This window comes from Synechococcus sp. UW106, from assembly GCF_900474015.1.
Taxonomy (GTDB): Bacteria; Cyanobacteriota; Cyanobacteriia; order PCC-6307; family Cyanobiaceae; genus Parasynechococcus.
Map to the genome: position 1 here is coordinate 514,913 of NZ_UCNV01000009.1, position 22,252 is coordinate 537,164.

General features: G+C 62.0%; 17 protein-coding genes and 1 pseudogene. 6 read left to right on the plus strand and 12 right to left on the minus strand.

The window, feature by feature from the left end; translation table 11 throughout:
- Nucleotides 1-4 precede the first annotated feature (4 nt).
- From gcvH to DXY30_RS10265, 3 genes are all read left to right on the plus strand, one after another.
- Complete coding sequence (gcvH, locus tag DXY30_RS10255; protein WP_115094821.1) at nt 5-394, plus strand: glycine cleavage system protein GcvH; 390 nt, start codon at nt 5-7, stop codon at nt 392-394.
- 112 nt (nt 395-506) lie between these two features.
- Nucleotides 507-3,320, plus strand: coding sequence for an aminomethyl-transferring glycine dehydrogenase (gcvP, locus tag DXY30_RS10260; RefSeq protein WP_371638803.1), 2,814 nt, complete (start codon nt 507-509; stop codon nt 3,318-3,320).
- Between the two features lie 129 nt (nt 3,321-3,449).
- The gene (locus DXY30_RS10265; protein WP_115094823.1) at nt 3,450-3,704 is read left to right on the plus strand and encodes a hypothetical protein; all 255 of its coding nucleotides are present in this window, start codon (nt 3,450-3,452) and stop codon (nt 3,702-3,704) included.
- Here the strand turns inward: DXY30_RS10265 and DXY30_RS14470 are convergent.
- From DXY30_RS14470 to DXY30_RS10290, 5 genes and pseudogenes are all read right to left on the minus strand, one after another.
- Nucleotides 3,662-3,913 carry a hypothetical protein gene (locus DXY30_RS14470; RefSeq protein ID WP_115094824.1) on the minus strand — a complete coding sequence of 84 codons (252 nt, stop codon included), beginning with the start codon at nt 3,911-3,913 and terminating at the stop codon, nt 3,662-3,664. The two genes, DXY30_RS10265 and DXY30_RS14470, sit on opposite strands and share 43 nt — an antisense overlap.
- 157 nt (nt 3,914-4,070) lie before the next feature.
- Nucleotides 4,071-4,244 (minus strand): annotated as a pseudogene (locus DXY30_RS10275) (pirin family protein); the annotation flags it as partial.
- Between the two features lie 70 nt (nt 4,245-4,314).
- Nucleotides 4,315-4,830, minus strand: coding sequence for an NADPH-dependent FMN reductase (locus DXY30_RS10280; RefSeq protein WP_115094825.1), 516 nt, complete (start codon nt 4,828-4,830; stop codon nt 4,315-4,317).
- Between the two features lie 139 nt (nt 4,831-4,969).
- Nucleotides 4,970-5,683: a rubrerythrin family protein gene (locus tag DXY30_RS14630; protein WP_115094826.1), complete on the minus strand. Its 714-nt coding sequence runs from the start codon at nt 5,681-5,683 to the stop codon at nt 4,970-4,972.
- A gap of 78 nt (nt 5,684-5,761) precedes the next feature.
- Nucleotides 5,762-7,564: a diflavin flavoprotein gene (locus DXY30_RS10290; RefSeq protein ID WP_115094827.1), complete on the minus strand. Its 1,803-nt coding sequence runs from the start codon at nt 7,562-7,564 to the stop codon at nt 5,762-5,764.
- A gap of 50 nt (nt 7,565-7,614) precedes the next feature.
- On the opposite strand from DXY30_RS10290, the gene DXY30_RS10295 reads away from it, so the two are divergent.
- Nucleotides 7,615-8,754, plus strand: coding sequence for a hypothetical protein (locus DXY30_RS10295; protein WP_115094828.1), 1,140 nt, complete (start codon nt 7,615-7,617; stop codon nt 8,752-8,754).
- Here DXY30_RS10295 and DXY30_RS10300 read toward each other — a convergent pair.
- The gene (locus DXY30_RS10300; protein WP_115094992.1) at nt 8,748-10,496 is read right to left on the minus strand and encodes a diflavin flavoprotein; all 1,749 of its coding nucleotides are present in this window, start codon (nt 10,494-10,496) and stop codon (nt 8,748-8,750) included. The two genes, DXY30_RS10295 and DXY30_RS10300, sit on opposite strands and share 7 nt — an antisense overlap.
- Before the next feature lie 82 nt (nt 10,497-10,578).
- On the opposite strand from DXY30_RS10300, the gene DXY30_RS10305 reads away from it, so the two are divergent.
- Nucleotides 10,579-11,874, plus strand: a complete 1,296-nt coding sequence (locus DXY30_RS10305; RefSeq protein WP_115094993.1) for an NRAMP family divalent metal transporter — start codon at nt 10,579-10,581, stop codon at nt 11,872-11,874.
- Between the two features lie 100 nt (nt 11,875-11,974).
- Here the strand turns inward: DXY30_RS10305 and DXY30_RS10310 are convergent, their stop codons facing one another.
- The 5 genes from DXY30_RS10310 to DXY30_RS10330 form a co-directional block, all read right to left on the minus strand.
- Nucleotides 11,975-12,367 (minus strand): Hsp20/alpha crystallin family protein, encoded by a 393-nt coding sequence (locus tag DXY30_RS10310; protein ID WP_115094829.1) that lies wholly within the window; start codon nt 12,365-12,367, stop codon nt 11,975-11,977.
- A 166-nt stretch (nt 12,368-12,533) separates the two neighbouring features.
- Nucleotides 12,534-13,013, minus strand: coding sequence for an MEKHLA domain-containing protein (locus DXY30_RS10315; protein ID WP_115094830.1), 480 nt, complete (start codon nt 13,011-13,013; stop codon nt 12,534-12,536).
- Nucleotides 13,014-13,027: 14 nt separating this feature from the next.
- On the minus strand, nt 13,028-13,918 hold the full coding sequence (locus DXY30_RS10320) for an SWIM zinc finger family protein (protein ID WP_115094831.1): 891 nt from the start codon (nt 13,916-13,918) through the stop codon (nt 13,028-13,030).
- Between the two features lie 2 nt (nt 13,919-13,920).
- A complete protein-coding gene (locus DXY30_RS10325; protein ID WP_115094832.1) occupies nt 13,921-17,118 on the minus strand; it encodes a DEAD/DEAH box helicase in 3,198 nt (1,065 codons plus the stop codon).
- Nucleotides 17,115-17,531 carry a hypothetical protein gene (locus DXY30_RS10330; RefSeq protein ID WP_115025006.1) on the minus strand — a complete coding sequence of 139 codons (417 nt, stop codon included), beginning with the start codon at nt 17,529-17,531 and terminating at the stop codon, nt 17,115-17,117. The genes DXY30_RS10325 and DXY30_RS10330 overlap by 4 nt, the downstream gene beginning before the upstream one ends.
- A 25-nt stretch (nt 17,532-17,556) precedes the next feature.
- On the opposite strand from DXY30_RS10330, the gene alaS reads away from it, so the two are divergent.
- Nucleotides 17,557-20,226: an alanine--tRNA ligase gene (alaS, locus tag DXY30_RS10335; protein WP_115094833.1), complete on the plus strand. Its 2,670-nt coding sequence runs from the start codon at nt 17,557-17,559 to the stop codon at nt 20,224-20,226.
- Here the strand turns inward: alaS and speA are convergent.
- On the minus strand, nt 20,217-22,151 hold the full coding sequence (gene speA, locus DXY30_RS10340) for a biosynthetic arginine decarboxylase (RefSeq protein ID WP_115094834.1): 1,935 nt from the start codon (nt 22,149-22,151) through the stop codon (nt 20,217-20,219). The genes alaS and speA overlap by 10 nt on opposite strands.
- Nucleotides 22,152-22,252 lie beyond the last annotated feature (101 nt).

Below are 22,252 nucleotides of genomic sequence, written 5' to 3' on the forward strand. Positions count from 1 at the left end.
GTCGATGGCGTTCGCGTTCCCCGACTCTTTTCGCTTCGCCGACAGCCACGAGTACGCCAACTCCGATGGTGATCTGGTGCGGGTGGGCATCAGCGCCTTCGCCGTTGATCAGCTGGGCGACATCGTGTTCGTCGACCTGCCGGACGTGGGCTCCAGCTTGGCGAAGGGCACCAGCTTCGGATCGGTGGAATCAGTGAAGGCTGTGGAAGACATGTACGCACCCATTGCCGGAGAGGTGGTGCAGCGCAATGAAGCGGTGCTGGCCAGTCCGGAGGAACTCCAGAACGATCCCCATGGCGAGGGCTGGCTTTTGGTGCTGCGTCCAACGGATCCCTCCGAGCTCGACAGCCTGATGACTGCGGAGGCCTACGGCGCGAAGGTCAACGCCGGCTGACATCAACTACGGGACGCGGCTCTTACGATCGCTCCGTGCGCTGCTGCTTTAGACGTTGATCTCTCCTTTTTCGCAGCGGCATATCGGCCCAAGTGCGGCGGAACAGAGCCGGATGCTGAATGCCCTCGGCTACAGCGATCTGAAGGGTTTCATCACTGATGTCGTGCCCGACGACATCCTTGACCCAGCGCCGCCTTACGAAGCCTTGCCCGAGGGCTGTGGTGAGGCGGAAGCCCTTAGGCAGCTGAAGGAGCTGAGCGAGTCCAATTCACTTCGACGCTCCTTGATTGGGTTGGGTTACTACGGCACAGCAACCCCGGCTCTGATTCAGCGCCACGTTTTTGAAAATCCGGCCTGGTACACCGCATACACCCCGTATCAGGCGGAAATCGCCCAAGGCCGTCTTGAGGCCCTTCTCAACTTTCAAACCCTGATCAGTGAGCTCACGGGTTTGCCGATCGCTAACGCGTCGCTGCTGGATGAAGCCACCGCAGCAGCGGAGGCCATGAGCCTCAGCTTCGGGGTTTGCCGTCGCCCCGAGGCGACCCGGTTCTTGGTGGACGCCAATGTGCTGCCGCAGACCTGGGCCGTGCTGCAGACCCGCGCGGAACCTCTTGGCATCACCCTGGAGCGGATCGACCCGGCAACGGCGCCGATCGATGCGTCCGTGTTCGGAGTTCTGCTCCAATTGCCCGGGGCTGATGGTTGTCTCTGGGATCCAACTGCCGTGATCGAAGCGGCCCATGCGGCTGGCGCTTTGGCCACTGTGGCCATCGATCCGTTGGCGCAGACCCTGATGGCGCCTGTTGGATCCCTGGGAGCCGACATTGCCGTGGGCAGTGCCCAACGCCTGGGGGTGCCGATGGGATTCGGTGGCCCCCATGCAGCCTTTTTCGCCACGGTTGAGGCCTACAAGCGTCAGATTCCGGGTCGTCTGGTGGGGCAGTCCAAGGATGTAGAAGGCCGCTCGGCCCTACGGCTGGCGCTGCAGACCCGTGAGCAGCACATCCGCCGTGACAAAGCCACCAGCAATATCTGCACTGCTCAGGTGTTGCTCGCCGTGATGGCCTCTTTCTATGCGGTGCATCACGGGCCCGACGGCCTTCAGGCCATCGCCCAGCGCATCGTTGGGCTGCGCAGCCAGTTGGAGCAGGGCCTGAAGGCTCTCGGGTATCCGCTGGCCTTGGCGGACCGTTTCGACACCGTCACCGTGCACTGTGCGGCGGCGCCTGCCGTCCACCGCGCCGCTGCCGCAGCAGGCTTCAATCTGCGGGTGCTGCCAGATGGCGCCGCTCCGGCGGACGCCGCCGGATTCGGCATCAGCCTGGATGAGTTGTCGGATGAACGGGAGCTGCAAGTGCTCCTGGGGCTCCTGGCGGAGGCCTGCGGTCAGGACTTGCCAGAGCTTGAGGCTGCGCGGCCCGAGTCCCTGTCCCTGCCGCAGCGCAGCCAACCCTGGCTCACCCAGCCGGTGTTTCATCAGTACCGCAGCGAGACGGAGCTGTTGCGCTACATCCAGCGGTTGGTGAGCCGTGATCTTTCCCTGGTGCACGGGATGATCCCCTTGGGCAGTTGCACCATGAAGCTCAATGCCGCCGCTGAGCTGCAGCCGGTGAGTTGGCCTGCCTTTGCGGCATTGCATCCGTTTTCTCCAGTGGATCAGACGGAGGGCTATCGCTGCATGGCCGACGATCTGGAGCGATGGTTGGCGGCTCTGACTGGATTTGCAGCCGTGTCGTTGCAGCCCAACGCCGGTTCTCAGGGGGAATATGCGGGGCTTCTAGTGATTCGCGCCTGGCACCGCTCCCGCGGGGAGGCCCATCGCGATATCTGTCTGATTCCTACCAGCGCCCATGGCACCAACCCCGCCAGTGCCGTCATGGCCGGACTCAAGGTTGTGGCTGTCGCCTGCGATGACGAGGGCAACATCGATCAGCAGGATCTTGCTGCGAAGGCTGCTGAGCATGCCGATCAGCTGGCGGCGTTGATGGTCACCTACCCCTCCACCCACGGCGTCTTTGAAACCGGCATCCGTGAGATCTGCTCCGTTGTGCATCAGCACGGTGGGCAGGTGTACCTCGATGGGGCCAACCTCAATGCGCAGGTTGGGCTTTGCCGTCCTGGTGCGTTCGGTGCCGATGTGTGCCATCTCAACCTGCACAAGACCTTCTGCATCCCCCACGGGGGCGGTGGCCCAGGTGTGGGACCGATTGGTGTGGCGGCGCATCTGGCGCCCTTCCTGCCGGGTCATCCGTTGCAAGCCGGTACCTCAGCCGCCATCGGACCCGTTTCCGCAGCAGCGCTCGGCAGCGCCAGCATCCTGCCGATCAGTTGGATGTATCTACGGATGATGGGGGCGGATGCCCTGCGGCAGGCCAGTGCCGTGGCACTGTTGTCAGCCAACTATCTGGCCCATCGGCTTGACCCCTATTACCCCGTGCTGTTTCGGGGCAGCACCGGTCGAGTGGCCCATGAATGCATCCTTGATCTGCGGCCGTTGAAAAGGGAAGCGGGAATCGATGTTGATGACATCGCCAAGCGTTTGATGGATTACGGCTTCCACGCACCCACCGTCAGTTGGCCGGTGGCTGGAACGGTGATGGTTGAACCCACGGAGAGCGAAAGCCTGGCGGAGTTGGATCGCTTCGCCGATGCCCTGGTGGCGATCCGTGAGGAGATTCGTGCCATTGAAAACGGCGCCAGCGACCCTCAGAACAACCCGTTGAAGCTTGCCCCGCACACCCTGGCTGCAGTGACAGCGGATGACTGGGATCGTCCCTACAGCCGTCAGCAGGCCGCATTCCCCATGGAAGGCCAGCACGAGAACAAGGTCTGGCCAGCTGTGGCTCGGATTGACAACGCCTTCGGTGACCGCAACTTGATCTGCACCTGCCCCTCTGTGGAAGAGGTGGCTGTGGCGGCTTGAGACCCTGGTGCGAGGGCATCAGAGCGTGTAAATTTTCACTGAAAGTGGAAAAATTGGTTTGATTCCGTTCATCGCCCTTGCGGGTTCGGTCAAACTGTTCGACAACTGATTCGTCTGTCGGGGGACACCATGGATCGGGACAACATCAAGAAATCTGGCCTCAGGACCGTTGAAGGACCTGCCCTTCCTCAACTTTCGGACGGTCTCGAGTCGGCCTTCAATCGTGGTCACACTTTGTCTATTGAAGGGACGAATGTGATTCGGGTTCCGTTCGGCACCCGCCGCTCCCGTCGTAGCCGCCCGGAGCGGCCCGATCACTGGGCCACCCTCGTCATTCCTCTTCAACCGGTGGGCGATCCCACCCCTCCACCGGCAGCGGCCTGAATTAAGGCCACTCCGATTTCTGATGACTCTTGCGAAAGACGCCAGTCCACAAGGGCTTTGACGTCGGCCAATGAGCAGGTCGGTGTTCTGAACGGCAGGAGCCGCATGGGGCTGCGTTCAGGTCGCACCAACCAGCTTCGATTGGTTTGAGGCATCAAAAGGAACCCGCGGTAACGAACCGCGGTTTCATGACCGTTCATGAATCCCATCGCTCAAGGGATTGTTTGAAAGTGACTCCGTCATTTCAGGGCGCAAGATCTGGTGTTACGCGCTTGCACCGAATCTCTTCCGGATTGCTGCGTTTCAAGTGGTCAAACGGAGATCAGCTTGCGAGATTGCAACGGCCTGTCAGTTGTGCCCCCACAGGTGGTGGTGCATGCCGGAACCCTTTCCAGCAGCGATGGTGTCGTCGTTGATCACCCGCAAGGGGCCGAAGCCCATTCAGTTCGGATCCTGATGGCCGCCGAACGAAAAGCTGTGCCAGGACTCAAGCCAGTCCAGTTGGGTGAGACAGCGCTCGGAAGCCGGGCGCATCCGCATTGATGGAGTGTTGACAACAGCGGTCAGGTTGATCGCGTGGAAAGGGGGTATTCGGGGTGAGGTGTTCGCTTCAGAGCTCCAGGGGAGTCATCTGCAGCAGCCGTTGCACCAGGTCGGCGATGGTGTCGTCTTGGGGTGGCTTGGCGTAGTTACTAAGCAGCTGTCGCCCGACAACCTGGGCTCCAAGGTGCGTCAGCTGGATGCGCAGGGAAAGGAGCAGTTCCATGCCGCCCCCACCGGAAAAGGTGGCCATGGCAATCGGTCGCCCGTTGAAGAGGGATCGGAAGTCATCTCCTGTCACCGAGAGCCAGGCAATGGCATTGGTGAGGGATGGCGGTATTGAGCCGTTGTATTCCGGTGCGCAGATCACCCAGCACGGAGTTTGCTGGAGCTTGTCGTGCAGGGTCACAAGATCAGGGCCAGCACCCGCTTCCTTGACTCTCGGTGTGAACAGGGGCACGTCGAGCTGCGTGAGGTCGATCAGTTCGGCGGTGGCGTTCTGAGCTGCTGCGGCCTTCACGAACCGTTCAGCAAGCTTGAGGTTCTCGCCATTGCTTGCTGTCAGAACGATGAGATCGGAGGGCATGGAGAATTCTGAACTTGATTGAATCGTGCAAGTTCTCGCTTGTTCTCACAACAAGGCCCGCCGCGCTCGGACGATGCGCTGACGGACCTGGGAGTTGCGTTGTTGCCCGTGCTGGAGGCCTGCACGGTTGGGGAGAGCGTCAGGCGGCCTTTAACTCGGCTTCCCGGTAGGGGACGAAGCTGGCTTTGCGGGCGCCGCAGATCGGACACTCCCAGTCGTCCGGAATCGCTTCAAAGGGTGTGCCTGCGGCGATGCCGGAATCCGGATCTCCCTCGGTGGGGTCGTAAATCATCGAGCACACCTTGCAGATCCATTTGCCTGGAAGGGGTTGATCGGCTTGGCCTGCCGTTCCTTTGCCTTGCAGTGCTTCCAGGGCGACGCCATAGGTTTCGGCGTGATGTTGTTCGATCGGGGTTAGCAGGCCGAAGTTCTTAGCGGCTGTCCGGAAGGTGCCGGCATGCTCCTTGGATTCGCTGCTTTGCTCGGCAAATTCCGCCTCGGCGCCGCTGTCCCGGTCCTGACGGGCCTGGGCGGCGAACTCCGGATACATCGTTGTGTACTCGTAGGTTTCGCCTTCAATCGCCAGTTCCAGGCAGCGGGTCAGCATCGCTTGCTTCTCGTTGTCGCTGAGCTGGTCGGGGTTGCCCACCACTAATTCGGGATGCAGTAGGCGGAAGTGCGCAAAGGCATGCTCTGTTTCTTGGGCCGCGGTTTCACGAAACAACTTGGCCAGGTCTTTGTGACCCAGTTGTTTGGCCACATCCGCAAAGAACAGGTACTTGCGGTTAGCCATGCTCTCGCCGCCGAATGCGGCTTCGAGATTGGTGTGGGTGGATGGCTTGGAGAGGTCCATCGAGGAGAAGCGATCGTTCCAACAGACTACTCCTAACTCATACTCATTATGAGTTAGGAGATGTTACGGGTTGCCGGCTCAGTAGTTGGCGCCGCTCCGGCGTTGGTGCACCGCAGTGCTGCCCTTCGCATCCAGCACCCCACCGTGATCCACTTCGGCGTAGATCAGCCAGTGGTCGCCGCATTCCATCCGCTGGCTTACTTTCCCGTCTAGCCAGGCCAGGGCATCCGGTAGCAACGGCTGCTCGGCGGGGCTTGTGTTGAGCTCAAGGCCTGCAAAGCGATCAGCACCGGGCTCGAACGGCTGCAGGAATTGCTTCATCGCTGCTGTTTCGCGACCTTCTGCCAAAACGTTCAAGGCGAAGCGATCGCCCTTGTGCAGTAAGGCTTCCACGGCGCGGTCTTTGGCGACTGCCACCGTGATGCCGGGAGGACTGAAGCTCGCCTGACTCACCCAGCTGGCCACCATCGCGCCGCTTAGATCAGCTTTACGTGTGGTGAGCACGCAGAGGGAGCCGATCACGCGGCCCAGGGCTAGTACCGCTGGATCGCTGCGGCTTTCACTCAACCCTCCTGCACTGCGCCGCTGCGCTCGCTTCTGGCTCTGCAGCAGTTGACGGGCGAAACGGGTGCCGGTCTCTTCCAGCTCCTTCACCCGTGCGGCATCTGGACTGAACTTCACCCGGATCGGCTCGAAGCCAAAGCTGAAGCCGCCATCCCGCAGCTTGGTTTCCAGCAGATCCACCGCCTCGCCGCTCCAGCCGAAGCTGCCGAACACCCCCACGGGCTTGTTGCGATCTCCTTCCGCTAACAGGGTGCCCAGGGCCGAGACGATCGGTGTTGGGGCATGGCCCCCCAGGGTTGGTGAGCCGATCAAAACGGCGTCGGCTTGCTGGATGGTGTTCACCAGTTCATCGGCCGGGGTGAATTCGCAGTTCAAGCTGCTCACCCGGATGCCGGTGCGGCTGACTCCGCGGGCTAGGGCGTCGGCAATGGCCGCGGTGTTTCCGTAGGCGCTGGCGAACAGCAGGGCCACCGTCAGGCTGGCGTTCTGCTGGCCTTCTCCCCAGCGGCGGTAGTCACTGAGCAGGCTGCGCCAACTGGCTTCGATCGCGGGGCCATGGCCCGGAGCGATGGTGCGGATATCGAGCTCTTCGAGCCGTTCCACCAGGGCATCCACCTGACTGGCCATGGGAGCCATCAGGCAGTCATAGAAGTGACGGCGCTCTTCTTCTGTGCTGCTGCGGTTGCTTTCGGCCCAGCTGTCCGTGCAGAGGTGGGCACTGAAGAATTTGTCGCTCATCAGCAAGCCGAGGCTTTCCTCAAACGCCAGCAACCCGCCAGGCCAACGGGGGGTTGGGGCCGGCAGCAGCATCAGGCTGCGCTGATGGCTGAGGGGAAGCGTTTGCTCCTGGCGGATGATCCGCAGGGGCGGCAGGCCGGGCAAGGGTGGTTGTTCGCTTGATTCTCCGGGCGGGGCCGGTTTGCGTTGGCTCCACAGTTCCTTGATCAACTTGGCGCCCGGGTTGGAGACGATCAGTTCCAGCCCGGCATAGGCCTCCGCTAAATCCCGCAGCAAGGCAACGCGATTGGGATTGACGTGACCCAAGACCACCAGCAGCGGCGCATCGTTGCTGGGTAGGGCGTCGGCAAGCACCGGAAGAAAGGCCCCGCTGTAGGCCACACCTGGAGGGTGAACCAACACGGCAGGGGCACCATCACCGGCCTCAAACAACACACTGTTGGCGGTACTGCCCCGCTCCAGGGCGTACTCCAGTTCAAAGCGGTTTCGTTGGGGGCTCAGACCGCGGAGACCAACGACTCCATCGTCGATCGGCAGTTGGATCGTGCGACGCGTGGTTGCGGTGCTGGTCACGCTCATTTTCGAAGCAAGTTGAATGTAGGCGTGTTGTTAGTGAGAGCAGCAGACCTGTGCCGCAGAGCGTTGTTGTTCTCTCCTGCCAGCTGATCACCACCCTCTCGGCTCTGGCCTATCTGCGCTCGCGAGGAATACGAGGAACCCGGCTGCACGTTGTCTCGCCTTATCGCGACGAGTACAGCCATTCGACCAAAGCCTTCCAGCCGCTGTTGCGGGATCTCGCTTCCCAGGATGGGCATCAGTGCCAGTTCATCCAGATCCCCCCTGATCAGACTCGAGTGCTCCAGCTCAGTGCTGGGGAAAGCCTGCTGATTCGGTCTGAGCCCCTGGAGTGCAGCCTGCTGCTGCTGCCACGGTTGGATGATCGTGAAGGGCAGTGGATGCTGCTTGCCTACCAGGCTTCAGAAGTGGTGGAGCTGGGGGAATCGATTGGGGTCGAGACGCGCTTGTATACAGATCAAGCACAGCGCAAACGCAGCAAGGTGCTGGAGGTCGTGAATTGTTCTGAAGTCATTCCTTCGGTTCGTCAGGATCCGCTGCTGCCTTTTGACCGTCCTGTTGAGCCGTTGCGGCTCCAGGCCATGCTCGACATTTGCGCGAATTTCCGTTCCGCATTGCTTGACGATGAAGCGATCAGCGGAAAGCATCAACCGGGCGTGATGCTCTGCCTGCCTTACCTGAGAGTGCCCAAATGGCATGTTCGCTGGCGGCTCTTTGGCAAATCGTTTGGTTGGCGCCGGAAGCCAGGAATCGCGAACAGTGCGTACTTCATTCGCGCCATCCGTTCCGCCTTTCGACATTTGCGCGCAGATGCACCGTTGTGGGTGCAAGCCCATCCCAAAAATGAAGCTCACTATTCCTTGGTTCAGCAGCTCTTGAATCCGCTGCATCAAGGGAGATCGTTGGAGCTGTTCTCATCAGATGCCCCTCTCGAGGTGCGGCTGTCGAGCGGATGGTTGTGTGAAGGGAGTGGACCTTTGAATGTGCTGGGTTTCGGCACCAACCTCTTGGTTGCAGCCATCTTTCTGGCCCCTCATCACCGAGGTGTTGCTCTCTGTAAGCCGGCTGATGAGGGCTGGTGGCGCGACTGCTCAGATCATTGGCTCCATCGCCGTGAATGGCGGAGAAGCCAACACGTGCATGCCTTGCTCACGAATCTTCTTGACGCTCTGGATCAGCTGCAAGCTCAGTAATGGTTGCCCACCTTGCGGTGATGCACCGCGGTGCTGGCTTCGGCATCGGCCACGTTGCCTTGCTCCACGACGGCATAGATGATCCAGTGATCGGGGCCTTCCATCCGCTGCTCCACCCGGCAGCCAAGAAAAGCCAGTGAATCGGCCAGCACCGGGCCTCCATCGGCTGTTCCTTCCAGCACATTCACCCCGGCGAAACGATCGGCACCGGGGGGGAAGCGTTTGAGGAAATGACGCATCAGCTCCTGGTGGTTGTCCTGCCGGAGAACATTCAGCACGAACCTGTCGCCAACCTGCATGAGTGCTTCGATCGCACGGTCTTTGGCGACAGCAATCGTGAGCCCCGGTGGTGTGAAGCTGGCTTGGCTCACCCAGCTGGCCACCATGGCGCTGCGGCGCTGCGATTCGCCGTCCCCCTGGCTTGCGGTGACCACATAGAGGCCACCACTGATGCGACCAAGAGCCTTGTCGAGGTCGCCATCGAGGCTTTTCATCGCCGCGATTGTCTTCTCCTTGGTGAGCAGCTGACCAAGGTCGGTGCCCGACTCTTCACAACGTTGATAGTCGCTGCCCTGGGGCAGTTGTTTGATCCTTAATGGGCTGAATGCTGGTTTCTGCCCCTGGCTGCGCAGTTGATCGGCGACGGCGTCGATCGGTTCATCGTTGCCGCCGAAGGCGTCGTAGACCCCCACCAGTTGCTTGGGATGAAGGGCCGCCAGGAGGGTGCCGATCGAGGCCTGGAGATCAGGTTCCGGTTCCGATGGCCAGGTCGGCACCACAACAGCCTTGGCATCGCCAATGAGTGCGGTGAGTTCCTGCGGATCGGTGGCCCGCAAGTCCACCAGTTGCACCTGGGCATCCGCCTTGCCGACGCCGTGGGCAATGGCCTGGCTGATCCGATCGGAGAAGCCGTACTGGCTCAGATAGCAGACGGCTGCATAACTTTCTCCCTTGCTTCGTTGACCACTCCAGTCGCGGTAGTCACTGACCCAGTGGCTGAGGTGATGGCGTAGCAGGGGGCCATGGCCCACGGCGATCGTGTTGATCTCCGGCAGGCCATCCATGCGCTTCAGGGCCTGCAGAACGCTTCGGGCATTGGGGCCCATCAAGCAGTCGTAGTAGAAGCGGAAATCGGGAGCGATGGCGCCAGGGTCGGCGTCGAAGACATCGTCGGAGCAGTAATGCAAGCCGAAGGCGTCGCAGGTGTAGAGGATGCCTGTGCCGTGATCGAAGGAAAAGATCGTGTCTGGCCAGTGCAGGTTCGGAGCGCTCAGGAATTCGAAGCGGTGCTGAATGCCGCTGGCTGGGTTCGTGCCGAGATCCAGTTCTTCCCCGGATTTCACGGCACGGGATTTGAAGGGCCGGTGCACCTGGTCCTGCAGGAACTGCAGCGCCACCTTCGATCCGACGATTTCAATGTTTGGGTTGAGGTCGATGAGATCCCCAATCAGTCCGGAATGGTCCGGCTCCGTGTGGCTCACGATCAACACATCAATCGCGATTGGATCGATCTGCTCCTTGAGCAGGGGAATCCAGGTATCGCGGAACTTGGCGTGGCTGGTGTCGATCAGGGCGGTGCGTTCGCCGCGCACCAGGAAGGAGTTGTAGGTGGTGCCGTTGCGCAGGCCGAATTCGATGTCGAAGCGGCTGCGATCCCAGTCCAGGGAACGAATCGTGCTGGTGTCGTCTGCAATGGCCTCGCACTGCAGCGACAGCTTCGGAGCAGCAGGAGCGACGACCATGAAACCGACCATGACGGATGTCGACTTTACGGAGATTCAGCGGGGGAAGGCGGCGGAGACTGGTAGCAACCGCAACCTTGTGATGGCGTCATCGACGCTGCGACGCAGCATTGGTCCCGGGATCCTGTTGGCCGGTGCCTGCATTGGTGGATCCCACTTGATGTCTTCCACCACGGCGGGGGCCCGTTTCGGCTTTGCGCTGGTGGGACTAATCCTGCTCACCAATCTGATCAAATACCCGTTCCTGCGGGTGGGCACCCGCTTCACGGCGGCCACCGGACTGTCGTTGCTGGAGGGCTTCCAGCAACGCAATCCGCTCTACCTGCCGCTGTATTTGGCGGTGAGCCTGGTGACAGGCACCTTCACCATCGCTGCAGTGAGTTTTGTTGCGGGGCTGCTGCTCACCAACATCCCCCTGCTGGCGGGATTGGACCCCTATGGACTGTCGATCGCCGTGTTGGTGGTGAGTGGCCTGGTGCTGCTGTTGGGGCACTACCGCGCTTTGGACCGTCTCTCCAAGCTGCTGGTGGTGCTGCTCACCTTGCTCACAGGGATCGCGGCCGCATCACTGTTGATTCGTGGCCCCGTCGGTGATGTGGCATCGAGTTGGGTCAGCACGGATCCCAGTCCCTGGACCCTCGCCAATCTGGCCTTTTTGATTCCCCTGATGGGCTGGATGCCCGGTCCGGTGGAGATGTGCGTGTGGCCATCCTTGTGGATGTTCTCCCGTGCCCGGGATACCGACCACACCGCAACGCCGAAGGAAGCGGAATTTGATTTCAACCTCGGCTATGGCGTCACGGTGGTGACGGCGATGTTCTTCGTGATCCTTGGCGCCTTCACGATGTACGGCAGCGGTGATGGAATGCTCGCTGGCAGTGGTGTGTCCTTCGCTCAGAAGCTGATCAAGCTCTATACGGCCGCCATGGGCGGTTGGGCGGCTTGGGTGATCATTCCGGCGGCCTTTTTCGCCATGTTCAGCACCACCCTCACCTGTCTTGATGCCTACCCCCGCAGCATTGCGGCGATTCAGGGCTTGCTGCGCCATCACGACAGTGGTGACTCGGCACCGGGGCCCATGCAACGTCGCTTCGATATCTGGGTGATCGTGCATTTCCTGGCCGCTGTGTTGGCGCTGGTGGTGGCCAAGAGCGGCGGGATCGGCGTGAAGGATTTCGTCTTCGGGGCAATGACCGGCAGCTTCCTCACCGCTCCTTTGTTCGCCTGGATGGCGATGGACACGATCAACAGCCCTTTGGTTCCGTTGGAACATCGTTATGGGCGGCTCACCCAAGCCTTCTGCTGGTTTGGCCTGTTGTTTTTTAGTGGCTTCAGCCTGTTGTTCATCGGCCGCTTCTTCCTGGGCCTTGGTGGCTGACTCCAAGCTTCAGCTTCAATAAAAAACCCTTGCCATGGGCAGGGGTTGGGCTTCCGTTCTTCTCGTCTTGGTCTGTTGGGCTTGTTCACCCCAAGGCTGATCAGCTTTCGATCTTCACCGAAACGCTGGTGTGTTCAACAGCTTTGCCGGCGTTGATCTCAAGAATGCCGTCGCGGTAGCTGGCTTTGAGCTGGTCGCGATCAAGGCTGTGGGGGAAGCGGAAGCTGCGGCTCCAGGTGCCGCTGCGGAATTCGCTCAGCAGAGGTTCATTGTTGTCATCGCCAGTTGCGGCTGTGCGTTCTGCGTTGATCACCAGATTGCGATCGGTGGCCTTGATGTCGATGGAGTCGCGGTCCACGCCAGGCAGTTCCAGCCGCACGATGTAGCTGGATTCAGTCTCATGGATTTCGGCGTTGGGGACGCGCTCTGCGGTCGCAAGTTGCTGCTCGAGACGCTCGAACAGATCGAAGGGGGATTGGCGGAGGGTCAGCATGATGGTTGCTCTGAAGAATGAACATCTGCGGACTTGGTTGATTGCCCGCCAACACAATCTGCGCCGCTTGGATGAGAACCAGAAGCGTGAGAGCCGCCCGTTTTGATTCGGTCTCTACCACCAGGTTCGGCTGGCACGACAGGGATGGTGTTGAAACCGAATCTCCCTAAAGCCACCACCAGTCGCTGAAGCAGGCCGCCTGGCCGCAAACCCGCTCTTCTGCATCCCAGAGCGTCCAGATACGGGCGTTGTTGAGCATGAATTGCTGCCCTTTTCGGCTGATCCGAATGCCTTGATAGTTCTGAACTGCCTCCAGACGTTTGGCCTGGCCCAGGGCGTTGCTGCGTTCTGCCCGTTCGGTTTCCGGTGCGGTGAGCCGTGAGGGCAGGCCGATCAGCTCATGCCAGCTGGTCTCCCAGAGCTGCAGCGCAGCCGCATTGGCGTAACTCAGTTTCGGGTCATTCTCGGTGCCGTGGGCCAGCACCGGAAAGCCGCAGGCGAACAGTTCCTGGCACAGCAGGCGCCTGGAGCGGCCCGGTTGGGCGGCGGCGATCAGCGGGCGACAGAAGGCCTGTTGATGGGATTGCAGCAGCACCCCGGCGAGCCCTTGTTTTTCGGTGGTGAGCCAGGCGGCTTCGCAGGCCATGGCTCGCCTCCGCTTCAGCTGCCGGCCGCCATGGCCTGCAGCATCGCCTTCTGGGCACTGGCCTGGCCGTGGGCCTTGAGGTTGCTGAGGAAGGTGCTTCGGGCATCGGCGAAACGCGGGTCTTCCGCCAGTGGCAGCTCTCCGGCGGCATCCAGGCCGGTGTCTCCATCCATCGCCGGGGTGATCACCACCAGGTCGCCATCGAGGCTGCGGTTGTAGCGCCACCACAGGGCGGGATCCTGCACTGCTGGATGGGGCGGCAGGGGGGTGGTGGCATTGTCAGGGATGTTGGTAATGCCCGCTTCCTTGGCCGCCTCCGCCCGCTCAGCCAGGGCCTTGCGCCGGTGTTCCGCCAGGTCCTCCAGCAGCCGAGCCCGGGTGCGGCCCCGCAGTTGGAATAACACGAAGGGGTCTTCACTGAAGCGGTCCCCCATCAGGAAATACACCGCGCTGATGTGTTTGCAGGGGTTGGCTTTATCCGGGCAGCTGCACTCGCTGCGTACCTCCTGCAGCTTGAACGGGAACAGGCGTTTGCCGCTGGCGGCGAAGGCCCGTTCGATGTCTGAGGGCATGATCCCCGCCAGGAGTTGGGCCGACCAGCGGGCTTTTTGGGTCAGGGCTTCCATGACATAGCCCCAATCTTCATCGTTCAGCACATCCAGCCAGAGCTTCACTTTGTAAGGCGCTTCATCGGTGCCTTGGACCCGGGCATGGACCCGGCGGCCTTCGAAGCGGATCGACGTCACATGGCCTTCGCGGGCATAGCCCCAGGCCCGTTCCAATCGCTTCTTGAACCGGTAACCGTTGATCAGCTCCATCCATTGCTCCACCCACCAGGGCTGTTGGCCCAGGCCGTCGTCGCCGATGGCGGTGCTGCCGTTGGTGCTGTTGTTGCTGAGGGTCATGGTCAGGTGTCCTCCAAGGAAACGAGATCACGCAATTGATCGCCACCGAGGCTGCCGAGCCAATCCTCCCCGGAGCCGATCACATCCTCCGCCAGGCGTGATTTCTCCCGGATCATGCGATCGATTTTTTCTTCCACCGAGCCGCTGGTAATGAATTTATGCACCATCACCCGATTGGTCTGGCCGATTCGGTAGGCCCGGTCGGTGGCTTGGTTTTCCACGGCCGGGTTCCACCAGCGATCGATGTGGAACACGTGGCTGGCCCGGGTGAGGTTGAGGCCCACACCACCGGCCTTGAGCGAGAGCAAGAACAGCTGCGGACCGCGGGGATCCTCCTGGAAGCGATCCACCATCGCCTGACGTTCGCTCTTGCGGGTGCCGCCATGCAGGAAGGGCACCTCCGCCTTCCAGCGCTGTTGCATCCACGCCTGTAACAGATGCCCCCATTCGGCGAACTGGGTGAACAGCAAAGCCCGGTCGCCCGCTTCGATCACCTCGTCAAGGATCTCCTCTAGCCGCTGCAACTTGGCGGATCGGCCGAGGAAGCCATCGTCTACAGCCCCTTCGCTCAGGGCAAGGGCGGGATGGTTGCAAATCTGTTTGAGTCGGGTGAGCAGGGCCAGCACTTGGCCGTGGCGCTGCCCGCGCGGAGCACGTGCAATGGCATCAAGCGTGTCTTCCACGGTTTTGCTGTACAGGGATTTTTGCTCTTTGCTCAGCCCCACCCATTCGCTCAGCTCCACCTTTTCGGGAAGGTCCGAGATGATCGTTTTGTCGGTCTTGAGCCGGCGCAGGATGAATGGTCCGACTCGTCCCTTGAGGTCCCGCAGAGACGACATATCGCCGTACCGCTCGATCGGCATCCGGTAGCGCTGGCGGAAGAAGTCCTCCTCCCCCAGCACCTTGGGGTTGAGGAAGTCCATCAACGCCCACAGTTCGCTGACGCGGTTTTCCACTGGGGTGCCGGTCAGGGCGATGCGGAAGCGGTTGCTTTTGCTTCGGCCTGGGCGGGCCAGATCCCGGGCTGCTTGGCTCTGCTTGGCGCCGGGGTTCTTGATTGCCTGGGCTTCATCAATCACGACCCCCTGCCAGTCCTGGGTTTCCAGCAGTTCGCTGTCGCGTTGCAGCAGTCCGTAGCTGGTGAGTAACAAGTCCACCTCCTTCAAGGCTTTCTTCAGTTCGGCCGGTGTGGAGGGACGACGTGGGCCGTAGTGCTCGGTGACCGCTAACTCGGGGGTGAAGGCTTCCGCTTCCCTTCGCCAGTTGGTGAGCACTGAGGTGGGCGCCACCAACAGCACAGGGCGCTTCAATTCCTGCTCCGCCTTGAGGTGCTGCAGAAACGCCAGCAACTGGATTGTTTTGCCCAAGCCCATGTCATCGGCCAAGCAGGCTCCTTGGTCAAATCGATGCAGGAAGGCGAGCCAGCCCAGGCCCCGCTCCTGATAAGGCCGCAATTGGCCGCAGAAACCCTCTGGAGCTGGCAGTGGGTCGGGGGCTTTTTGCTGGTGATATTGCTCCAGCACCGACTGCAGCCGTGGGCCGGCATCGAAGCGGTGCACCGGCATCCGCATCAGCAGCTCCCCTTCCGTTCCCGTCAACCGCAGCGCGTCGTCGAGGCTCAGTTCTGCTTTGGCGCCACAGAAGCGTTCGGCGTTCTTGAGGTCGTTCGGACGCAGTTCGATCCAGGCCCCCTTGTGGCGCACCAGGGGGCTGCGCTTGCCGCTGAGTCGCTCAAGTTCTCGCAGGGTGAGCGTCACCCCACCGATCATCAGATCCCACTCCCAATCCAGACACTCACCGAGGGTGAAGCCCCGCGACCGCTCCGGTAATTCAGCCTTAATCGCCAATCCCAGTCGGCTGGCTAGTCCACCGGAGAGGCTGGGGGGCAATTCCACGCCCACACCGGCGTCCCGCAGTTGCCGAGCTGCAGTGCGCACCAGCACGAAGGCTTCGGCCGGTGTGAGTTGCATCGTGTCTGGCGTGGCGCTTTCCAGCCCCCGTTCGATCGGTGGGAACACCGTCAGGGCCCGCCCGAGGCCCTCCAGTAGCACTTCGCCGGGCTGGTCCACCTGGATCTCACCCAGTTGGAGCATTTCGGCGCCGGAGGCCCAGGCGGCGGCGGCCGGGAGCTTCAGGCTTGGGTCGGCTTCCGCCTGCAGCCCGAAGCGCAGTTCCCAGAGATCCTCCCCATCCGGTGGGGTGTGCAGTTCCAGGCAGGTCCGGGCCGCGGCGAATCCGCCGGCGATGCCTTCCCGCCAGTGATGGCTTGCGCTGGCCAGTCGTTCGGCCTCCTCATCACCGATCTCGATCACCCCGGTCTCTGATCCCAGGGCCTCCTGCCAGAGCGTCAGCAGGGGATCAAGGCCATCACTGGAGGGCTCGAAGTCCTTGCGCAGCTGGGCGTCCACAAGGTCTTCCAGCAGGGTCGCCACCCGCAGGCGACCGCTGCGGGGCCTGCAGCTGGCGACGGGATTGGCGGCCCGCATCGCCTCTGGCCGCAACCGGGTCGTGCGGTTGCTGCGGCGCCCCAGTGGTTCGCGCCAGGGCAAAGCACAGGTGGCCACCAGGGGAAGGCTGGCTGCCAGATCCTCTAGCCGGCGTCGATCTTCTTCCCGGTTAAGCAGCGGCACCCAACGGGCCCGATGGGGGTAGCCCTCCCCTTTGCTCAGTTCCATCTGGGGCATCCAGCGGCCCCGAGCCACCAGACTCAGGGCCCAGCGCTGCAGATGGCTCCACCAGCGCAATTCATCGGCCAGGTCCGGGTTGGTCCCCGACAGCGGTAAGCGGGACAGCCACTCTGTGGCTGCTGAGGGTTCCACGGCAAGGCCCTGCACCTGCCAAGGCCACCATTCCGTTTGTTTGGGGATCGGTTCGCCGGCTTGCATCGGCAGCCCGGTCCAGCCCGGTGGCTCTGGCGCTGGATCCGCTGCTTTGCTTCGGCTTTTGCGCGGCTTCACCGTGCGGCTCGGCAGGGTGAGACAAGCCGTGGCATCGATGCTGCCGCCGGGCAGAAGGTCGCGTTCGCTGAGCCAGGCCTTGAGGTCGTCGTGGCTGAGGGTGAAGGGATGCAGCGCCGGGGTGAGGCCTGGCCCTTCCGGTGTGGCCACCCGCCAGGTGTCAGCCCAAACGAGCAGTGCCGGTTGGCCGGAACTGCTGGAGGTACGGATGGCGGGAAGCCAGGTGGCGTGCAGCAGGCTCATGGCCGCGACGCGGGCAGGAAGCGGAGGATGCCTTGGAGCAGGAGAGCACTGCCGATCAACGGCAGCCAGGCCAGAAAAAGCTCCAGTACTAATGATGCCAGGCCATCGACCTGCCAGTTGTCAAGGGGTAGCGGCATGCCGAGGCTGCGCAGCCCGCAGACCGCCCCCACCAGACCCGCTTGAAGATGCCCGTCATCGGGGTCCACCCGCTGCAGGTGGAAAGCCAGTAGTCCGTAGAACAGACCGCAACCGCCAGAACGCACGGCTGCTTCCAAGCCCCAGGGCAGGCTGATCAGCCCCGCGCTGATGCCGGCAATTAGAGCCCAGCCGATCGACTGCAGTCTCAATCGCTGGCGAATCTCAGGATCACTGGGAGGAACGGCCACGGGCGCCGGCGGTTCAAAGGCGATCATGACGGCAGGATCCCCCTTTCCTGTCATGGTCGCCGCCGCATCGTCGTCTTCTGCAGCGTCTGCACCGCGCAGCGGTGAGGAGATCCGTGAGGCTTTCCTGAATTTCTACGCCGAGCGCGGCCACAAGCGGATGGCCAGCGCTTCGTTGATTCCCGACGACCCAACGGTGTTGCTCACCATTGCGGGAATGCTGCCCTTTAAGCCGGTCTTTCTCGGCCAGCAGGAGAGACCGGCTCCCCGGGCCACCAGTTCTCAGAAGTGCATTCGCACCAATGACATCGAGAACGTGGGGCGCACCGCCCGGCATCACACCTTTTTCGAGATGCTCGGCAACTTCTCCTTTGGGGATTACTTCAAGCAGCAGGCGATTGAGTGGGCCTGGGAGCTCAGCACCGTTGTCTATGGCATCGACCCCAAAAATCTGGTGGTGAGTGTCTTCCGTGAAGACGATGAAGCCGAGCAGATCTGGCGCGATGTGGTGGGGGTGAACCCCAAGCGGATCATCCGCATGGACGAGGCCGACAACTTCTGGGCTTCGGGGCCGACTGGGCCCTGTGGTCCCTGCTCGGAGATCTATTACGACTTCAAGCCTGAGCGGGGTGATGAGGGCATCGATCTGGAGGACGACGACCGCTTCATCGAGTTCTACAACTTGGTGTTCATGCAGTACAACCGCGACGCTGAGGGCACGCTCACGCCGCTGGCCAATCGCAACATCGACACCGGCATGGGTCTGGAGCGGATGGCTCAGATCCTGCAGAAGGTCCCCAACAACTACGAAACCGACTTGATCTTTCCGTTGATCCAGGCGGCCGCGGAGCTGGCAGGGGTCGACTACCACCAGCTCGACGACAAGGGCAAGACGTCGTTGAAAGTGATCGGCGATCACAGCCGTGCTGTGACGCAGCTGATCTGTGATGGCGTCACCGCCAGCAACTTGGGCCGCGGCTACATCCTGCGGCGGCTGTTGCGCCGGGTGGTGCGTCATGGCCGCCTCCTGGGCATCGACAAGCCCTTCTTGGTCACCATGGGGGAAGCGGCGATTGCCTTGCTGAAGGGGGCCCACCCCAGCGTGATTGAGCGGCAGGAGGTGATTCTGGCCGAACTCCAACGGGAGGAGGCTCGTTTCCTCGAGACCTTGGAGCGCGGTGAGAAGCTGCTGGCGGAGGTGCTGGCGTCCAAGCCAACGCAGATCAGCGGTGCCCAGGCCTTTGAGCTTTATGACACCTATGGCTTCCCCCTGGAGCTCACCCAGGAAATTGCTGAGGAGCAGGGCTTAGCCGTCGATCTCGATGGCTTCGAGGCGGCGATGGAGAAGCAGCGTCAGCGGGCCAAGGCCGCTGCGGTGAGCATTGATCTCACGCTTCAGGATGCGATCGATCAGGTGGTGGCCGATCAGGCGGCGACCTGCTTCCAGGGGTATGTGGCTCTCGACCACGCCTCCTGCGTCCAGGCGCTTGTGGTGAACGGCGAACCGGCCACTACCGCGAAGGCTGGTGATGCGGTTCAGGTGGTGCTCGACACCACACCCTTCTACGGAGAAGGCGGTGGCCAGGTGGGCGATCGCGGGCTGTTGACCGGCACGGACCTCATCGTGCGGATTGATTCCGTGAGCCGTAGCCGTGATGTGTTCGTGCATGCCGGTCGTGTGGAACGCGGTGAGCTCTCCTTAGGTGAGACCGTTAAGGCGCAGGTGGATCGTGCCTGCCGGCGCCGGGCTCAGGCGAATCACACCGCCACCCACCTTCTCCAGGCTGCGCTTAAGCAGGTGGTGGATCCGGGGATCGGCCAGGCCGGTTCCTTGGTGGATTTCGATCGACTGCGCTTCGACTTCCACTCCCCTAACGCGGTGACGGTGGAGCAGCTGGTGCAGATCGAAGCATTGATCAACGCTTGGATTGCCGAAGCCCACGGGCTTGACGTGCAGGAGATGGCGATTGATCAGGCCAAAGCGGCCGGCGCTGTGGCGATGTTCGGGGAGAAATACGCCGATGTGGTGCGCGTCGTTGATGTTCCCGGTGTGTCGATGGAGCTCTGCGGCGGCACCCACGTGGCCAACACCGCAGAGATCGGTCTGTTCAAGATCGTGGCGGAAAGTGGCGTGGCGGCCGGTATCCGTCGGATTGAAGCTGTCGCCGGCCCTGCCGTGCTCGCCTATCTGAACGAGCGCGATGCGGTGGTGAAGCAGCTTGGAGATCGCTTCAAGGCCCAGCCGGCCGAGATTGTTGACCGTGTGGCGGCCCTGCAGGAGGAGCTCAAGGCCACCGGCAAGGCGCTGGCCGCGGCGCAGGCCGAGCTGGCGGTGGCCAAGGCCGGCGCTCTGGCCGCCAAGGCAGAGGCTATGGGTGAGTTCCAACTGCTGGTGGAACGCCTCGATGGCGTGGATGGTGCCGGTTTGCAGGGGGCAGCCCAGAGCCTGGCCGATCAGCTGGGGGATGGTGCGGCCGTGGTGATCGGCGGTCTGCCGGATCCCGGCGACATGGGCAAGGTGATCCTGGTGGCGGCCTTCGGCAAGCAGGTGATCGCCGCCAAGATTCAGGCTGGCAAGTTCATCGGCGGCATAGCCAAGCGGTGCGGCGGCGGTGGTGGTGGTCGCCCGAACCTGGCCCAGGCCGGGGGTCGTGATGGCGCTGCCCTGCCTACTGCTCTTGAGGCCGCTCGTTCAGAGTTGGCTGCAGCGTTGCCTCAGTCTTGAAGGTAGGTGGTTTGGCGGAGGCTGCTTTCGAGGTGGTCCAGCAGCCGTCGTGATTCGTCGATGCGCAGCTGACCGTTGTTGATGGCCGCCTCCGCCGCTACCCGCAAGCGCTCCAGCAAAGCGCGGGGATCGTGCTCCATGGCCTCCAGTACATCGGCATTGGTGTCACCCCGCACGACGTGGTCAATGCGATAGCTACCTCCTGGGCTGAGGCGAATGTGCACGGCATTCGTTGTGCCAAACAGGTTGTGCAGATTGCCCATCACTTCCTGATACGCCCCGCTGAGGAACAGGCCGATCAGATAGGGGTTGTGGCCGTTGAGCTCGTGCAGCTCCAGCAGCTGTTTGGGTTGTCCATCTCCGATGAAGCGATCCAGGCGTCCATCGGAATCGCAGGTGAGGTCGGCGAGATTGGCCAGCCGCGTCGGCCGTTGATCCAGTTGCTGGATGGGGACCACCGGAAACAGCTGATCGATGGCCCAGGTGTCGGGTGCTGAGCGGAAGATCGACAGGTTGGCGTAATACGTTCCTGCCAAGGCTTTGTTCAGGGCTGAGAGCTCTTCCGGGATGGCTTGATCCTTGGGCAGCCGTCGGGCAATGGCATCAGCGCAGGCCCACGTCAGTTGTTCGGCTGTGGCGCGGTCGGGCAGCCCCATGTATCCGAGCCGGAATGCGGCCAGAGCATCCTGTTTGAACTTCAAGGCGTCGTTCCAGGCTTCCTGCAGTCGCACCAACTGCGCATCCGCCGTTGCCGACAACTCTTGAATGGTGTCGAGGGTGTCCCGCAGGTTGCGAACGGTGAGTGGTTCCTCTCCGCTGGCGTCGGGAATGGATGCCGCGAGCGCGCTGCTGCCAAGGACGTCGAAGACCAGCAGGGAGAAATGGCTGGCGATGGCGCGGCCGCTTTCACTCACCAGCGTGGGCACGTCTACACCGTTGGGTTCGCAGCACTCCCGCACTGTGGCCACAACGTCATTGGCGTAGTTCTGCAGCGAGTAGTTCGTGGAGGCCGCCGATGCAGTTCGGCTGCCGTCGTAGTCGATGCCGAGTCCACCGCCCACATCGAGGAATCCCATCGGGGCCCCCAGCCGGGTGAGTTCCACATAGATCTGCCCCGCTTCTTGGAGCGCGTCCTTGAGAACGGCAATGTCGTTGATCTGGCTGCCGATATGGAAGTGCAGCAGGCGGAGATCCTGGAGCAGGTCGTGGTCCCGAAGACGTTCCACCGTTTCCAGCAACTCGGGAATGGAGAGGCCAAATTTGGCCTTGTCGCCAACGGAACTGCCCCAACGCCCTGTGCTGCGGCTTGAGAGCTTGGCTCGCACGCCTATGTAGGGCGCAGCACCCAGGTTTTTGCTGGCTTCAATGATCCGATCGACTTCGTCGGGCTGTTCAATCACCACCACCGGTTGCCGACCCAGACGTCGCGCCAGGATTGCGGTTTCGATGTACAGCCGATCCTTGTAGCCGTTGCAGATCAACAAGGCTTCAGGGTCGTCCAGCAGCGATAGCGCGATCAGCAGCTCCGCTTTGCTGCCAGCTTCTAGCCCGAAGTTCCAGCGGTGGCCGCAGCTCACCAACTCCTCCACCACATGGCGTTGTTGGTTGCATTTCACCGGGAAGACACCTTGGTATCGCCCTTGGTAGCTGTATTGCGCGATGGCGCGTTCAAAGGCTGCGTGGAGCCGTTCCAAGCGGTCTTCGAGGATGTCGTCGAAGCGAATCAGCAGTGGCAGGGCAAGATTTCGGCTTTTCAGCTCCGACACCAGATCCACCAGATCCAGGCTTCCGCCGCGATCTCCTTGGGGTTGGACGCTGATGTGCCCGCGCCCGTTGATGGAGAAGTAAGGATCTCCCCAGCGGTCGAGCCCGTACAGCGCAGCACTGTCTTCAATCGACCAGCCTTCGCTGTCAGCCACTGGCATTCGTCGTGGGGAATGGTCGGAATCTAGGGACATTCCCTGCGCTGCCCAAGGCCTGTGCTTGCCAAGCGGGGTGGCCAGCACTGACGATGGCGGCGCTTTTT